The sequence below is a fragment of the Roseobacter litoralis Och 149 genome (genome assembly GCF_000154785.2).
GTDB lineage: Bacteria > Pseudomonadota > Alphaproteobacteria > Rhodobacterales > Rhodobacteraceae > Roseobacter > Roseobacter litoralis.
On the sequence record NC_015730.1, the window covers coordinates 2256247 to 2272359 of the forward strand.

Consider the following 16113-nt stretch of genomic DNA (forward strand, 5'->3'; position numbering starts at 1 on the left):
AACCCAATGTCGACACCATATTACGTGCCTGAACAATCTGTCCCACTGCCGCCACCAGATGCTGACGTCATTTCCACCGCCTGCGATTATTGCATCGTGGCCTGCGGGTACAAAGTCTACCGTTGGCCTGTTGCGGGTGGCAAAGTTGGTGGCCCGGCCGCAGATCAGAACGCCTTTGGCGAAGATTTTCCCGTTAGCCCGCTCGGCGCATGGGTGGCCCCCAATCAGCACAACATCGTGCTGCACAATGGCGAGCCGCACCACGTCGTTATCATTCCCGATAAAGATACCGATTTCGTCAACTACACCGGTAATTCGTCCATTCGAGGCGGCGCGCTCGCTCAAAAAGTCTACAATCCGCAGACCCCGACCCGCGACCGGCTTAAATCACCGATGGTGCGCATGTTCGGGGTTCTGATGCCTGTCACATGGGATTTCGCGCTGGATATTGCAGCAGAAGTCGGCGACCACGTGTTGAAAAAGCACGGCACCAATGCCTACGGCGTCAAGACGTTCTCTTACGGCTATATGGAGAACACCTACGCAATCACAAAATACGCGCTGCGCCACATCAATACCGCAAATTTCACGTTCCATGACACACCGTCTGATGTGTCCTCCACACCGGGCTTCCGGGATGCGGGCTTTGACAATTTTGGTCCCAGTTATGACGATTGGGCCGAGGCTGATACCTTGATGATGTGCGGCACAGACCCCTACGAGTCCAAAACGATCCTGTTTACCGACTATATCATGCCAGCCATTCAGGGCGGTCAAAAAACGATCTTTATGTTGCCGCGTCGTACCGGCGGGACGGCCTTTGCCGAAAAGAACGGGGGCATTGTCCTCGATATCCAGCCCGGCACAGATCTGCCAGTGGTTCTGGCCATTGCGCGGGTCATTGTTGAAAACGGCTGGCAAGATGACGCATGGATCGAACAGTGGGTGAACAACAAATGGGAAAGCTCTTCGGGCTTTGGTCAGGGCACCCGCAACACGCCATGGCAGTGGCGTACGACTTGGGGCAAATTCCAGACTGACGGGTTTGAGGATTGGAAGGAATGGCTGCTGGCGCAAGATTATGCAGTGCCGGAAAAGGCCGCCGAAATCGCTCGGATCGATGCGCAAAAGATCTATACTGCCGCAGAGTGGATGGCCAAACCGAAAGAGGATGGCACGCGTCCCAAAACCTCGATTATGATCGAAAAGGGTTTTTACTGGTCCAATAACACCGGCAACACGCAGGCGATCTCGGCTTTAGGGATTGCGGTTGGTGCGGGCGGGCGTCCGGGTCAGGTCATTGGCCGGGCCGGTGGCCACCAGCGTGGCGGTTTGCGGGGCGGTGGATATCCGCGCAACAAGTCCCCCGAAAAACTGCCCGGTCGAAGGCGGCGCGCGATGGATACCGATCGCTATCTCATGAGCGGGCATACGCGACTGGCCCACGTCATCGGGACCACGTGGGTGCAGGCTATGTGTGGTACGCAATCGCTGCAGACCAAGTTTGACGAGTTGACCACCCGCAACCCGCATCAGGTCAACAGTTTTGAAAAACAGGACATCATCGACACGCTGAAAAGGCGTGCCGACAGTGGCGGTATGGTCGTCTGGAATCAGGACATCTATCTGGTCGATCCAATCGGTGCGCGCTATGCGGACATCGTATTCCCGGCCTCTGGCTGGGGCGAAGAGACCTTTACCCGGGCCAATGGCGAACGTCGTTTGCGGCTGTACCCCAAGTTCTACGATGCACCGGGTGAGGCCAAGCCAGACTGGTGGATCATCGCCAACCTGGCCAAAAAGATGGGCTTTGAAGGGTTTGACTGGAAAAACTCAAACGACGTGTTGGAAGAAGGGGCGCGGCACTCGCGCGGCAGCCGCAAAGACTTTAACATGGTCCATGTTGCCGCCAAGCGCGAAGGCAAGACGCTGCATGAGAAATTCGGTGAGTTCGGCACGAACGGTATCCAAGGTCCGGTTCTGATGCTGGCAGACGGCTCGCTTGAAGGCACCAAACGGTTGCATGACGTGAACCGGGTGCTGCCGGACACAGGTCCACAGGGTGCCAATGTGTTCAACAAAAAGCTCACCCATTTCAACAGCCAGACCGGCAAATGCAACATTCAGAAAGCCCCGTGGGATCTGTTTTCCAGCTACTGGGAATGGATGAAGCCGCGCGAAGATGAGATCTGGATTTCATCCGGTCGTATCAACGAGCGGTGGCAATCCGGGTATGATGATCGTCGCCGTCCCTATATCGTACAGCGCTGGCCTGAAAACTGGATCGAACTGCATCCGTCTGTAGCTGAAGCGCGCGGCATTGAAAGTGGCGATTATGTTCAGGTCTACTCCGACCGTATTCCGGTTCAGACCGATACAATCGTCGGCGTCGAAGGCAGCGATTTCGATTTTGCAGAGCTGTTGAAAAACGGTCATATCGAACTGACCAAAGGATCCATCACTGCCGTGGCCATCGTTACCCCAGCGGTCAAGGAAAACCTTGGCTACATGGACTTTTTGCACACAGCGCAACCTGCAAACGCATTGTCTGGGCGGGTCGTGGATTGGATCAGCGGCAACTACAACTACAAGATGGGCGTAGGCAAGGTTCGTAAAATGGGCGTCAGCCCCTATAAAAACCAATTCCGGTCCATGTCGTTTGCACGGCGCGACATCGCCTGATCCTCTATCCGGCGTTTCACTTGCCGGACAGTCCACACAGCTTAGCAAGACAGGATACTTTCATGTTGGATAATACCACTCTTCGCGCAGCTGATGATCTGGATCCGGTGCCCTCAATCCTCACACATCTGAGCAATGGCAACGAAGTAATCCGTTGTGGCGCCGTGCGCGCGGCCGCAGCCGTCGCAGGTCAGGACGGCAGGGTACATGACGCGCTGCTGGCCCGTCTGCTGGACGAAGACCCAGACGTGCGGACCGACGCGATGGATGCTTTGGTGCAGTGCGCGCGACCAGAGGACGCGGAAACCTTGCGCCTGTCCCTATGTGGTGATCCTGTACGCGAGGTCAAACACGCCGCGATCCTTGCCCTGACTGGATTAAACTGCCAAGAATCGATCCCGATTTTCCAAAAACTTGTCACTTCGCGCGCCAGTGATGATGTGGCCTGGGAAGATGACAACGATTCCTGGGATGACTGGCTGGATGTACAGATCGCGGTGATCAAAGCGCTTGGTGAGTTGAATGCAAAAGAGTGCATTCAGGACCTCCTCGATGCGCGTGATGATGAGGAAGGTCAGGTACTTGATGGCCCGGTCTTTGCCGCATTGGCGGCGATGGGCAACGAAGGCGTGGTTTGGCTTTTGTCGATCGCCCAGACGGAAACGGGCCTTGGTCGCAAGCGCGCGTTGGAAGCTTTGGCCGAAATGCGATCAGATCTTTTGCGTGACGCCTTCGACGTCATCGTCGAAGACCCTGCCGCAGATATTCGGCGTTTGGCTTTGCCCCTGCTGGAAATGGATGATGAACGGATCAAGGCCATGGCGTTGCGTGATCCTGATGAAGACCTTCGCTGTGAAGCGCTGGCGCTTTTCGCACCGGTTCACCCCGATCTTGCCGTCAAAGCCCTGGCAGACCCGAGCGAGGCCGCGCAGGCGATCGCCCTAGATCACCTGCCACTGCCGCTCGAGGACGATCTGCATACGACCCTGACGGCCAATGTCATCGCATGGACCAGCATCAGCAAATCAAAACTGGCGACCGCTGCAGCGCGCATTTTGCCGCGCCTGGCACCGGAACATGCCGTAGAACCGTTATTGGCGCTGATCTATGACACCGCACGTCCGCTCGAAGCGCGGCTTACCGCCGTCACCGCGCTGGACACATTGAACGATCCGCCCGCCACTGAACGCCTGATCGCCTTGCTGAGCCATGAAACGCAGCAGGTGCGGGCGGTAGCGTTGACCCGTTTAGTTATACGTTGCCAGGATGGCGACACATCCGCAGGCCGCGCGTTGGCAATGTCCATCGACCGCACACTCTTGTCACAGGCAAACGAGGTTGTGGTACGTGAGGACATAGACGGCCCGGACCTGGCGATGTCCAAGATCGACACGCCGCCCCGCGGGCACGTCAAAATTTCGCGGGATGGTGAGATTATAAATGTAGATCAAGATGAAAAGATCGACGCAACACAATCTACGCTTGGTGCGCTTCAAAATGATGAATCACAGTTCGAGCAGGCAGACCTTGCCGAAGACACTCCCGAGGAGTCGAGTGCAAAGCGGCGGCATCGTCGTCCGGTCGAAGGCCCGGACACCATCGCCGACGATCTGCGTGTGGTGGCGCTTGGTATTGCGGGCAGTGCCTCTGATCCGGCAATAGAGGCCGCGATACTTGAAGCCACCGAAAGCGAGGAGGATACCCTTCGGCTTGCCGCTTGGCGTGCATTGGAAAAACGGGCGGATGGCGGGATGCTTGCCGCACAAGGCGCGTTTGAAATCGAGAGTGGATTGTCCGATGAACATCCCGCCATAAGATCTGCAGCGGCTAATATACTGGCAATGAACCCGGAGACAGCTCTGGCGCTACGAGCATGTCTGTCAGACCCTGATGCGCTCGTACGTGCAATTGCCGTGCGCAATTGCGCGACAACCGATGAGGCGACGGCCGCGCTAAAGGACGCGGCGTCGGTTGTACGCGCTGTTGCTTTGGATAGGATTCTGCCTTCGAATGATAGCACCGTTACAAAATCGGTGTTCGAGGCTTTGTCGAAGGCGGAACGCATAAATACTCTGGCAGGTGCCTGTAGCCGTTCAGACACAATTCTCTCCCTTTGCTTTAAAGCTTTGTCAGAGTCAGATGTTACGCCTAGGCAGACGCACATCCTTCTGGAAGCTTTAGCCCAGTCAAGCCCATCAGTTGCCAAGTCCTAGCCGGCATGGGCTTAACAGATTAAGGGTGCTGTCAGACGGATTCGAACCAGTCTCAGTTTGCCGGCAAATACCGGAACTTATGCCGAACAAAGCAGGCGCCACTCGGCGAGAGCGGTGGTTCGGTTGAGCTTGAAATTGTCACGTGAATAGAGGCGGCGTTCCTGATTGAAATGATTGCAAACGGAGGCGAATTTCTGCAAACTTTGCATGCTGCGGGACCGTTGCAGGTCCCACGACCGTAGTCAGAAAGACCCCCGCCAACCCACCTACCCGATCCTCTCCAGAAGGTTCTTCACCGTTGAGACGTACCATTTCCCGCTGCGTCGTGTCTGAATGCCGCGGTGGTTCAGTTCGCCTGCAATCGCGCGGAGAGTGACATTGCCCTGAGCGCGGATGTCGGCGATCACCGACGCAAGGTCAGCGGCGAAGATGTCTGCATTGCCCATGACGGTCTTGCGTAGGGCGTCACCTCCCTGCCCTGCCCGCTTGAGTGCCGCGGCACCGTTGGGATTGCCCAGTTTAACGCCACGCGCCTTGGCGGCCGCCAGCGCCTCCTTGGTGCGCCGCAAGATGGCCTCGCGTTCCTGCTGCGCCACCAGCGCCATGATCCCCACGGTCAGATCATTGGCTTCGGGCATGTCGACGGCGAGGAAGCGGACACCGCTGGTCTGCAAGGTCAGTAGGAAGGTGGCGTTGCGGCTGAGGCGGTCGAGTTTGGCGATCACCAGTGTGGCGCCGGTCAGTTTGGCAAGTTGTAAGGCCTTGTCCAGTTCCGGCCGGTTGTCGCGGCCTCCACTCTCGACCTCGGTGAACCGGGCGAGAACCTGAGCGTTGCGGCTTTCGGCGAAGTCCCCGATGGCCTTGCATTGTGCTTCCAGCCCCAGTCCTGATCTGCCCTGCCCTGCCGTCCCGTCGAAACACGCTCATAGGCCACAAGGCGAAGCGACGGGACAGCGTTGTTGACCATGTACACACCTGCCTGACGTTGGTTACGCAGGTCTGTACATCGCTCGGTTCCTTCCAAAAGCGTAGTGATTTCTGCACCGGGCAGGCCAGCAAAGTCGACACTCCCATTGAAGCGGACATTAGGTTTCTGAGGAAACGCGGGTTCGATCTTCCAGTCAAATCACTCTCCTGATCGCCCCGTCCAAGACAGAAAGTTGAGATCATGGTGCTGACCTTCGCTCCAAAGCGCGTGAACTTACACAATGCGGACAAAGGGTGAATTCGCTGCGTTTGCGCCAAAGGCTGCTTTAGTGAACTACCGGTTGCCTAGAAAAACCTGCCTTGATCAAACGAGCTCGCAATTCATTAAGTTTGCTGGTGTCTCTCAAAGGCACACGATCAAGATCTTTGATGCTGGTGTCAGGAAGGACGTCCTGACAATATTTGACCGCATTCACCGCGTCTTCTTGGCGGTCGAGCGCGACATAGCTCGCGACTAAAACAAGATGTGCGAAATACCACCGTGGCATTCGGTGGATAGCGCGCTCGGCCCATTCGATTGCGGCCTCAAAGCGCCCAGCCATATAGTGTGCCAACGCAAGTCCAGAAAAGCGGAAGAAGATACTAGGATCGAGGGGATTGGAGCGGATTGCGATTTCCTGATTGGCAATAGCCTCTTCCGAGCGATCAAGGATGCCGAGCAATGTCCCAAGACTGCCATAAGCCAATGAACAGTTTGGGTTGAGAGCCACGGCGCGTTCCAAGGCTGCAAGGGATTCGTCGTATTTGAGCAGCCCCCAGCAACAAATGCCCAGAGCCCAATGCGCGTATTCATTGCGGTCATCCAACTGCGTGGCCCGTCGCGCCAATGCATAAGCCGTTTCCATTGCAGGTTGGACATCAGGGACAAACCCCATGATCGCGATGTGGTGGTTGATCAATGACAAGATCATGTTCGCCTCGGCGCTCTCGGGATCAATCGCCAAAGCACGTTCCAGCAAGGTCTTGGCGTGGGCGTAGCTTTCGGGCGTAAAATCATAGAGCAGATGCCAGGACCGCATTGTCAGCTCCCAAACGGTCAGATCGCGTCGTGATGCTCGCTCGACTGGCTCTTGAATAGTACTGAGATGCACTGTCGTCTGGATAGATGCCACAACGTTGCGGGTGATCTCATCTTGCAGGTCAAAGACATCCTCGAGCTGCCCATCGTAGCGTTCGGACCAGACATGCCCACCTGTTATGCCATCGATCAACTGCGCAGTAACACGCACCCGCTCGCCCGATCGCCGAACACTGCCTTCCAGGACAAACCGAACCCCAAGCTCTTCAGCAACGCGGCGGACATCGACGGATGTACCTTTGTAAGTAAATGTGGTGTTGCGCGCGATTATGAAAAGCCAAGGGGAACGCGACAGGGCAGTGATGATGTCGTCACTGATTCCGTCTGAGAAATATTCCTGCTCCTGGTCACCGGACATGTTTTCAAAAGCCAGCACGGCGATAGACGGTTTCTCAGGCCGGTTGGGATGTTCAATGGGCAAATCAGCGAGCGTGGTTGCCACAGGTGTCAACCTGTCGCGCAGCTCCAACTTCGAAGATACACCAAGTTTGCGATAGATAGCCGCCAAATGTGTGCGTACCGTCGATGGGGCAAGACACAAGCGATCTGCTGATAGCTTTCGCCTTGTGCATAGTCCGCTGCAATTTGGTTTTCGCGGGCGGTGAGTATGTTTGTCTCATCGGAATTTTCGGTCACGAATGCGCCGCCTGTATCGCACGGATCATGCGCGCGTTCTCCAATGCAATCACGCTTTGGGCCGCAAACATCTGTGCTAGCCGAGTGGTGTCTTCGGAAAAAGGTCGGACCGTCTGGCGATAGATCGTGAATGCGCCAACCAAACTGTCACCAGCAAGCATAGGGATGGCAACAAAGGACCGCGCCCCGCCAAGATCGGCAGTGGCATAGCGCAAAGGATCATCGGTCTGATAAATCGCCTCTGATTTGACGTCGATGATATTGATGGTCTCACGCTGACTATTCATGCGGCCAAGACCCGTTTCGGGGCTGACAGTGAAGACACCTTGCGCGTCTAGCCAGGCCCGAAACGGTTTCGGAATGCCGACTGTGTGATTGGCGAGAAACCTGCCGTCTTGCTGATACTCGAACAGAATGCCAAATTCCGCGTCGCAAAGTTCTAGTGCGTAGGTCAGGATCAGCGGCATTACTGCGTCCAGATCACCTTGGGACGCACTAATAATCCGCAAGACTTCGCTGAGGGCCTTTTCGCGACTGATGGCTTCTTCCAGGCTCAGGGCCAATTCGGACACCACGGCGGCCATTTCGGATTGGCTGCGGGGCTCAGGGGCGTCGCCATTCAGATAGGTTGCCAGTTCCAGCTTCGAGGAGACTTCAAGTTTGCGGTAGATCGTCGCAAGATGCGTCCGCACTGTGGATGGCGCAATGCAAAGCGTGTCGGCAATGGTCTGATAGGTCTCTCCACCCGCATAGGATTGCGCGATCTGCAATTCTCTTTGGCTGAGACCTGATTGTCCAGACACCCATAATACTCCGAAAAATGACCTTGTACTAAGTTTGGTAAGAACGCGTTCAACAAGCAATCCTGCAAATGCTGTAGTTTGAATACTGCACGTCCAATGCTGATTTTACAGCATCTGCACGATACCCGAATTGATCAGCGCCGACCTAAGTTGCTGCCATGGGAACAACATGGAGAACAGCACAATGACACAATACGAAACCGCCAAAGCCTTTTTCGAAGCCTGCGAAACCGGCAAAGGGTGGGAAGGCTGCAAGCCTTTCTGCTACGAAGGGGCCCGTTTTTCCTGTCAGGCGGATGCGCTGGCAGAAATGACAACCCTTGCTGAATACGCTGAGTGGATGAAGGGGCTTCTGACTCCCGTACCGGATGGCCGTTACAAGCTGACAGCTTTTGCGGCGGATGAAACGCGCGGCACCGTTGTTGCCGCCGCCGAATTCCACGGTACGCAAACCGGGGAAGGTGGACCGGTTGCGCCTACGGGCAAAGCTGTTGTTTCAGATTACGCCTATGTGATGCAGTTCGACGGCGACAAAATCAGCCATATGACCAAAATCTGGAACGACGGACACGCGCTGCGTGGGCTTGGCTGGGCGTGATGCGTTGGCGCATTCTGGGGTTGCTGTTTTTTGCGCGTGTCGGACTCGGATTTCAGTTCCAAACCGTAGCGTCCGTTGGCGACGATCTCGTCGTCGCCTTCGGACTCAGCTATGCAGATATCGGCTTCCTGATCGGGCTGTTCATGGCACCCGGATTGTTTTTGGCTATACCTGCCGGGTATTGGGGGCGTTACGTGTCAGATCGCATCATGGTGGTGTTTGGTTTGAGCGCACTGGCTGCGGGTGGGGCCGCGTCGTCGCTTGCGACGGAAAGCTGGGCCATAGGGATGGGCCGCGTTTTTGCCGGGGCGGGGTTTCTTTTTACGACGCTCTACTTTACCAAAATGGTCGCGGATTGGTTTGAGGGCCGCGAGATTGCCACGGCCATGAGCATCCTTGTGATGAGCTGGCCTTTCGGGATCGCTATGGGACAAGTTGGCCACGCCTGGTTATCCCAGACATACGGCTGGCAAGAGCCGTTTCAGGCCGCTTCCATCTATTGCTTGATCGCGGCGCTAGGGGTCTATTTGCTTTACCGTCCGCCGCATGATTTGCCTGATGCGACGGGTGGTACATGGATCTCGCTGACAAGACAGGAATGGCGTTTGATCTTGTGTGCGGCGGCGGCCTGGGGCGTCTTTAACGCCGCCTACGTCACCTATCTTGCCTTTGCGCCAAAGGTTCTTGAAAGCCACGGCCAAACCGCTATTGCTGCCGCCGGCATCATAAGTGTGGGCAGCTGGATAATGATCTTTTCCGGTGCGGCCTGCGGACAGATCGTGGATCGAATTGGTGGACAAAACACAGTCTTGGCTGTCTGCATGGGCGGTGCCATCACAGCGCTCTTGTTACTTGGCCTGCCTAGCGCTGGCGTTGGCGCAAGTATTCTGTTTGGACTGATTGGCATGGCGCCTGCCGGGGTTATCATGGCAATGGCGGGGCAAGCCATGCGGCCCCAGGCCAGGGCCTTTGGCATGGGGATTTTTTTTACGGTTTACTATGCGATCATGTGGATCACGCCGCCGGTTGCCGGTGCGATCCTTGACGCGACTGGCAATCCGCAAGGTCCATTGCTTCTTGCAATGACCCTCTTTGCTGCGGTGGTGCCGCTTGGCATCGCATTCCAGTTTTTCAAAGGCGCGCTTGTGATGGATCAGGAAAGGAAAGTGTGACGATAAACATTCGAAAAACGATTTTCATCAAGGAGATTATCACCGCAGATGAAATGGGTCAGGCGTGCGACCAGATCACACGCGTTTCCGCGATGGCGGTTGTCAGAAACCCATTTGCTGGAGTTCATCAAGAAGATCTATCGCCCCTTTTCGACGTTGGCGCGCGGCTTGGAGGGTCGCTGACAAAGGAGCTTGTGGTATGTTGGGAGCACCCGCTGTCTACTATGGCAAAGCCGCTCTTGTCGGATCTTCGGAAGCGATGGAACACGGGGCTGCCTTGTTGCACCCCCGCACTTGGCAAACCGGTGCGAGCCGCCGTCGGTGGCGGTAAGTTCCTCATGCCTTCCAACACAAAGTCGGGGCTTTGGGCGCGTCCATTGATCTGCCACTGGGACATAAAGACGAGGCATGGTCCTTTGACCATATCGACACCTTAACGCTCTGGGTGCCCGACGCCCCGCGCACAGAAGAAATCGTGCTTTGCGTCGGATTGTCTAATGGAACACGAGCGCATCCCAGAGTTGGAACAGGCCCAAGCCCCTCTTGATCGTATGATCTTCCTTGAAGCGGTCATTGGACACAGGCGCAGCATCGGTCAAGGAGGGCTCAGTGCCGCCGTTGGGTCGGTCGCAGCATGTGCGCCTGACAGGCAGCACCGTCCCGGCAAGGACGGCCCCATTCCGGACCTTGGCGAGGCAGTCAAGTGCCGCGCTGCAGCTTCACCTAACCTGCCATTCGCTGCTCCCGCGAGATTGTGGCATTGCCCGAGATCGGCAGTGCGGACAAAGCCGCCTTTTGCTGGTACAGCTATGCCCACGCAGAAAACCTTTGCATGTGCAGCAAAGCACAATCCGAAGTACAGCGGATTTCACCAAACCGACCATTCGATGAGGCCAGAACTCGCTAAATCCAAATCGCGTATTCGCTGTGCGCGGGTTTAACAAGCAAGTCGCGGACAAAGCCGTCTGATACGTGCGCTCAGTTTTCAGGTTAGGCTTGGCCACTGACAGACATGCCGACGCGAAAAAGGCGGTGTATTAACACCGCCTTTACTAATGAGTTATGTTTGATGACAGACTAGCTTTTCTTTTGTCGGCGCTTCACAGCTACCAAGCCACCTACACCAGCTAAAAGTAGCCAAGCTGCGGCTGGAAGCGGGACAGTTGATATGCCTATGTCGTAGGTAGCACCAGGGCTACTGCTTTGGCCATCGATTTTAAGAAGGAAACTACCGGCAACCCCAGTGAAGTCGAGTGCATTCTCTGTGCCGGCACCCAATGCTGCCGCAGTCACTGTGTTTGTGAAAAGAACCGAGCTGTCTGTTGCATCAAGAATAGAGAAAATCGCGGTTGTTGTGTCGCCGTTGCCGGCGAAACTGCCAACAGGGTTTATGATATTCGAGCTGTCAAAGAACAGCTGGTCATCGATTGGCAGGTCTACAAACCTGATAAACCATCCGGTGTCCGTCTGGAATTTCCACGTATCCACGGCTGTTACGATCCGACCGGCAACACCTACATCCGATCCAGCAGCGATAAGACCCAAGTCGAGAACACCAGTAATGTCCCCCGTCGCATTGGGACGGTTTCCAGTACTCTCGATGTAAATTGGATCGAATGTTGCTGCCATTGCACCACTTGCTGACAAAAGCGCCGCGCTCAGTGTCATTAAATACTTGTCCATAAAATATTCGCCCATGTCATTAAAGTTTCTAATCCCAGCATTAGCCAAAAAAGCGTGCGCGGTATATAAAGTGAGGAGGTATTTGCCACAATTTTGTCTTATTGTTTTGGCGATTTTGTTCAGCCACACCAAATGCGGGAACAAATCACAACTCAAGCTAGAAGGATAAGGACTCTCTACTGCTTTTAGTCAATGTCGCAACGCAAGCTATCGTTGCTTGAAAATGACACCTTGCGGTGATTCGTGCGCTGTAAGCGCGATGGTAAGCGCTCCATTATTCTTCCTTTAGTGGTAACAAACACCTGATTATTTTTCTTCATCGCAGTTGATCGATTTGGTCAAATACGTTGCTGCATCTGCAAATGTCGGCACCGCAGCATGTCCGCTTCGGGCTCCAAGCGGACCTTGGATTTGGATGTCTATTTGCGATGACCTGATCAGTGTTCCACGGTCACGGCATAGATCACCCCTGAGCCGCGAAGTGTGCAGCGCTCGTCTTATAGGTGGCAATGGGTTTAAACGAGCATCACGCCCAAAAAGCCAACCGTGCAAGACCCAGGGGTTGCAAAAGCTATTTCATGTGAATTTACTTGACACGAAAACAAATTCATGTCACTTGAGTAAACATGAAATCAAAGAGGCGCAAATACGACGGCTCAAAACGTAAGGCTCAGGCCGAGGCGCGCCGCGCGCTCATTCTGAAATGCACGGCCCAGGTCCTTGCTGATTCCAATACTGACGAGATCAGGTTGGAGGATGTTGCGCAGGCCGCTGGCGTGAGTGTGCAGACGATCCTGCGCGCCTTCGGCAGCAAAGATGGCCTGGTGATCGCGACGCTCGAGAGCGTCGCCCCCGATGCAGTCGACTTTACGTCTTTCGCGAACATCGACATCGAAGATCTCGACGCTTTCGTGCGCACCGTGTTCTCGGCCTACGACAAAATCGGTGATCTGGTGATCCACGCACTGGCGGAAGAGCATCGCTCACCAGAGTTTCAAGGGGCGCTTGATCTCGGTCGGTCGTATCACGTCGAGTGGGTGTCCCAAGTCTTTGCACCCTACATCGAGCGCAGGCCGGCCAAAGACCGCCCGGTTCTGTTCCGCGCCTTGATGGCTGCGACCGATATCTACGTCTGGAAAATATTGTGCCGGGATGAGGCTCTCAGCTTCGACGAGGCCGTCGCGACGGTAACTTTTACTCTCAAATCTCTCATTCAGGAAAAAGAAATCATGAAAAAATATCTTTGGCTCAGCCATTCCAGCGGCGGCAACCTTCCCCCAAGTCTTGGTGTAGCGCATGCCTTGCGAAAACGCGGACATGAGGTTGTGTTCGCGACCAAACCTGAAACGATCGCCCGCATAGAAGGCGAAGGGTTTCGCGGTATTGGCTTCAAGAACGCTTACACCCAAGTCGACAAGTACCCCGATATGGGGCCTATGACCCGCGTGGCCTGTTCGCTGACTTCGCCGGACATAGCCGACGAGATCAAAGAAATTGTCGCCACAGAAAAGCCAGACGCGATCATGGTCGATGCGATGTTTCCGGCAGCATTGGACATCGCGCCCTCTTTCGGCGTGCCAACATCTGTGTTCTGTCACACCTTCCTGTGGCGTCAACTGGATGAATGGCAGGGCATCATGACCAAGCTGGCAGAGTTGCGCGGGGCGGCCGGTTTTGCGCCGCTGCCTGACATGCAAACGCTCTGGAAGGCGCAAACGCAGATGGTTTTGACTTCGGTTGATGCGCTAGATGATGCGCCTCTGCCTGGCTGGGATCACGTGACCCATGTCGGGCCCGTCCTCGACAACGAAGCCCCTGCACAGCCCATCGATCTGCCCTGGGCCGCAGATGATGCAATGCCGCTTGTGCTGGTCAGCTACACTACGACCGAATTGCAGGACCCTGCTAAGGTGCAGACCGCGCTTGACGGGCTCGCCGAGCTTGAGGCCCATGTGGTCGTGACCACAAGCATGGTAATTGACCCCGCCGCACTGACGATCCCGGCCAACGCCCATGTTGTTCAATACGCCGATCACAACGCGATCCTTGCGCGCGCCGCCTTGTGCGTGACCCACGGTGGGCACGGCACCATGATGCGCGCCCTCAAACATGGTGTACCGATGGTTTTGATCCCCGGTTTCCCGCACGACCAGGCGCCGAATGCCGCATTGGTTGAAAAGCTGGGGGTAGGGCTTGCCCTCCCCGGCGATGCCGATGCAGCCAAGCTTGCACCGGCGGCGCGTAGGGTGCTGGGTGATACGTCGTTCAAAAGCAGCGCGGAAGAGCAGGCGAAGGTCATTAGAAACCTAGACGGTGCGTCATCTGCGGCAGACCTCATGGAATCCATCGTGGCTGGCAAAGCGGTTGAGGCAATCGCCTAGCCCGTGCCTCGGGCCGATATCAATGCGGCCGAAGTGAACACCACATAAAACCCAAAATTCATTGGAGAAACACAAATGAACGCGATCCTAAAGACCCTGTCAGTCGCTGCTCTTGCTGCCCTGACCTCCGCGCCCGCCACTCACGCGGAGGTGTCCGAATACTTCATCATTCACCCGTTGGAACAGGCACCGCAAGAGGCCGCCACGCTGCTCCGCGATTTCATCGCCATGAGCGATGAATGGTCTCTGAACGGTGAGTTCGACATGGCCGGTGGCGCTTTCGTCGGAATGAAAATCTGCTTCAATGAGATGCGAGGCTATGTGGTTCAGGCCGGGCTGCACAATCTGGCCATGATGCCTTGCGGCAACATCGCGTTCTACGAAGAGGACGATCAAGCGTACCTATCCATGCTTGAATTGGGCTACCTAACGACCCTGTCTCCGCATCCCGCACTCGAAGAAGGGGTGGCACTCGCTCGTCCGGCCTACGTTGCAATGCTGTCAGAGGTCTTTGGGGTCGAGTAAAATACGGCAGTGGACCCGACGGCATGGCAAATGATCCGGGCCCAAGTCTTTCCCTGAAACCGTGAACGCGCGCAGCGATTGTTTAACGCTGCTGCGCAAACCTCTCTCACAAGGAAAATCTGATGATGCAAACTCTTCAGGTCGCCGCCATCACCATCGCGACGCTGGGAACCGGGGCTGCCACGATGTCGGTCATGAACGAGGACATTCCCGACTTTGCTGTTCCAGAAGGCGCGTGGGCCACAACCGGCATGCTCGATGGCAGGACGTTTCGAATATATGGCGAAGATCCGGCAAGTGGCGCCGTGCTGGAAGATGACATCGTCTTTCGCGATGGCACGTTCCAATCGACCGATTGCGAGACCTATTGCAACTTTGGTTGGTCCAATTACCAAACCAAAACCATCGATGGCGTTGTTCACTTCACGAGCACCGCAATTTGCCCAGACGCCCCGCACACTGTTGTGTGGTACGGCAGGGTCACGGGCGACGAGGTCGTTATCGATGGCACATGGACAACCCGCCGGTGGTACTGGACCAATCAGATCGAGATCCAAGCGACTGGCGCTGTGGCTTCGACCCCGGAGTTAGCGAGCTGAGATGACGGTGGTGTCGTCAAAAAACTCGACGCCGCCGGGCCTCGTTCTGCGCTTTGGTATCCTGATCGCTGTGATTGTTCTCGCGACATGGGGCGTTCACATAATCCGTGACGCCTTGGATATTCAGATCCGCCCCGACAACGAACAGCAGGTTCACAAAGCGATCATGATTGGCGTGGGTGCCTACATCGTGTTTCTTTCCATGCCATTCGTGCCTGGTGCAGAGATCGGCGTCGCGCTGCTTGCGGGGTTCGGCGCCGCCATCGCTCCCTTGATCTACGTCTGCACCGTGACAGCTATGATGCTGGCATTCACGATTGGAAGATTCTTGCCAATCGGCATGCTGGAAAGGCTATTCCGGGTCCTTCGTTTAGGGCGGGCGGCTGACCTTGTGGCCCGCGCTGCCCCGCTATCAAAGGACGAACGTCTGGCGATGTTTCTGGAAGGGCAATCAAAGCGCGCTGTTTCGACGACCTTGCAGTACCGCTATGTCGCGCTGGCCGTCGCGGTAAACATGCCGGGCAACTCCCTGATTGGCGGCGGTGGCGGGATCATGATCGTCGCAGGATTAAGCGGGATATTCGCGCCGTTCGCCACGTTCCTGACGATCCTGATCGCCGTCTCGCCTGTTCCACTGGCGGTGATGTTCTTGGGACTACAGTTCTGACCGAGGATCGCAGCTTCTGTATTTCGCTTATAAATCCGCCCGGTACTCCAAATGGGTTGGTTTCGTCGATGCCAAGTTGGGCTGAATTT

General features: G+C 55.9%; 12 protein-coding genes and 2 pseudogenes. 9 read left to right on the top strand and 5 right to left on the bottom strand.

The window, feature by feature from the left end; translation table 11 throughout:
* Nucleotides 1-6: 6 nt before the first annotated feature.
* Nucleotides 7-2682, top strand: a complete 2676-nt coding sequence (locus RLO149_RS10700; protein ID WP_013962104.1) for an arsenate reductase (azurin) large subunit — start codon at nt 7-9, stop codon at nt 2680-2682.
* 62 nt (nt 2683-2744) lie between these two features.
* Nucleotides 2745-4895, top strand: coding sequence for a HEAT repeat domain-containing protein (locus RLO149_RS10705; protein WP_013962105.1), 2151 nt, complete (start codon nt 2745-2747; stop codon nt 4893-4895).
* A gap of 77 nt (nt 4896-4972) precedes the next feature.
* On the opposite strand, the pseudogene RLO149_RS24135 reads toward RLO149_RS10705, so the two are convergent.
* The 4 genes and pseudogenes from RLO149_RS24135 to RLO149_RS10720 all read right to left on the bottom strand — a co-directional run.
* A pseudogene (locus RLO149_RS24135) lies at nt 4973-5122 on the bottom strand (IS6 family transposase); the annotation flags it as partial.
* Nucleotides 5123-5161: 39 nt separating this feature from the next.
* On the bottom strand, nt 5162-5779 hold the full coding sequence (locus tag RLO149_RS10710) for a recombinase family protein (RefSeq protein WP_342626661.1): 618 nt from the start codon (nt 5777-5779) through the stop codon (nt 5162-5164).
* A 369-nt stretch (nt 5780-6148) separates the two neighbouring features.
* On the bottom strand, nt 6149-7402 hold the full coding sequence (locus tag RLO149_RS10715) for a tetratricopeptide repeat protein (RefSeq protein ID WP_245538053.1): 1254 nt from the start codon (nt 7400-7402) through the stop codon (nt 6149-6151).
* 190 nt (nt 7403-7592) lie between these two features.
* Nucleotides 7593-8399 carry a LuxR C-terminal-related transcriptional regulator gene (locus RLO149_RS10720; protein WP_013962108.1) on the bottom strand — a complete coding sequence of 269 codons (807 nt, stop codon included), beginning with the start codon at nt 8397-8399 and terminating at the stop codon, nt 7593-7595.
* Between the two features lie 184 nt (nt 8400-8583).
* On the opposite strand from RLO149_RS10720, the gene RLO149_RS10725 reads away from it, so the two are divergent.
* From RLO149_RS10725 to RLO149_RS24500, 3 genes and pseudogenes are all read left to right on the top strand, one after another.
* A complete protein-coding gene (locus tag RLO149_RS10725; protein ID WP_044025308.1) occupies nt 8584-8997 on the top strand; it encodes an ester cyclase in 414 nt (137 codons plus the stop codon).
* Entirely contained in the window at nt 8997-10169 is a 1173-nt protein-coding gene (locus RLO149_RS10730) for an MFS transporter (RefSeq protein ID WP_013962110.1), read from the top strand. The genes RLO149_RS10725 and RLO149_RS10730 overlap by 1 nt, the downstream gene beginning before the upstream one ends.
* A 53-nt stretch (nt 10170-10222) precedes the next feature.
* Nucleotides 10223-10635, top strand: a pseudogene (locus RLO149_RS24500) (amino acid synthesis family protein); the annotation flags it as partial.
* 611 nt (nt 10636-11246) lie between these two features.
* On the opposite strand, the gene RLO149_RS10740 reads toward RLO149_RS24500, so the two are convergent.
* Entirely contained in the window at nt 11247-11996 is a 750-nt protein-coding gene (locus RLO149_RS10740) for a VPLPA-CTERM sorting domain-containing protein (RefSeq protein WP_245538055.1), read from the bottom strand.
* Nucleotides 11997-12478: 482 nt separating this feature from the next.
* Between RLO149_RS10740 and RLO149_RS10745 the strand changes: the two genes are divergently transcribed.
* The 4 genes from RLO149_RS10745 to RLO149_RS10760 all read left to right on the top strand — a co-directional run bounded on the left by RLO149_RS10745 (nt 12479) and on the right by RLO149_RS10760 (nt 16024).
* Nucleotides 12479-14233: a nucleotide disphospho-sugar-binding domain-containing protein gene (locus RLO149_RS10745; RefSeq protein WP_013962114.1), complete on the top strand. Its 1755-nt coding sequence runs from the start codon at nt 12479-12481 to the stop codon at nt 14231-14233.
* Between the two features lie 75 nt (nt 14234-14308).
* Complete coding sequence (locus RLO149_RS10750; RefSeq protein ID WP_013962115.1) at nt 14309-14758, top strand: hypothetical protein; 450 nt, start codon at nt 14309-14311, stop codon at nt 14756-14758.
* A gap of 122 nt (nt 14759-14880) precedes the next feature.
* Complete coding sequence (locus RLO149_RS10755; protein WP_013962116.1) at nt 14881-15357, top strand: hypothetical protein; 477 nt, start codon at nt 14881-14883, stop codon at nt 15355-15357.
* Nucleotide 15358: 1 nt separating this feature from the next.
* Nucleotides 15359-16024: a hypothetical protein gene (locus tag RLO149_RS10760; protein ID WP_013962117.1), complete on the top strand. Its 666-nt coding sequence runs from the start codon at nt 15359-15361 to the stop codon at nt 16022-16024.
* Nucleotides 16025-16113: the final 89 nt, after the last annotated feature.

Bases quoted from the DNA above. Each gene is read 5' to 3' on its own strand.
- RLO149_RS10700 (WP_013962104.1), top strand. From the start codon at position 7: ATGTCGACACCATATTACGTGCCTGAACAATCTGTCCCACTGCCGCCA.
- RLO149_RS10705 (WP_013962105.1), top strand. From the start codon at position 2,745: ATGTTGGATAATACCACTCTTCGCGCAGCTGATGATCTGGATCCGGTG.
- RLO149_RS10725 (WP_044025308.1), top strand. From the start codon at position 8,584: ATGACACAATACGAAACCGCCAAAGCCTTTTTCGAAGCCTGCGAAACC.
- RLO149_RS10730 (WP_013962110.1), top strand. From the start codon at position 8,997: ATGCGTTGGCGCATTCTGGGGTTGCTGTTTTTTGCGCGTGTCGGACTC.
- RLO149_RS10745 (WP_013962114.1), top strand. From the start codon at position 12,479: ATGAAATCAAAGAGGCGCAAATACGACGGCTCAAAACGTAAGGCTCAG.
- RLO149_RS10750 (WP_013962115.1), top strand. From the start codon at position 14,309: ATGAACGCGATCCTAAAGACCCTGTCAGTCGCTGCTCTTGCTGCCCTG.
- RLO149_RS10755 (WP_013962116.1), top strand. From the start codon at position 14,881: ATGATGCAAACTCTTCAGGTCGCCGCCATCACCATCGCGACGCTGGGA.
- RLO149_RS10760 (WP_013962117.1), top strand. From the start codon at position 15,359: ATGACGGTGGTGTCGTCAAAAAACTCGACGCCGCCGGGCCTCGTTCTG.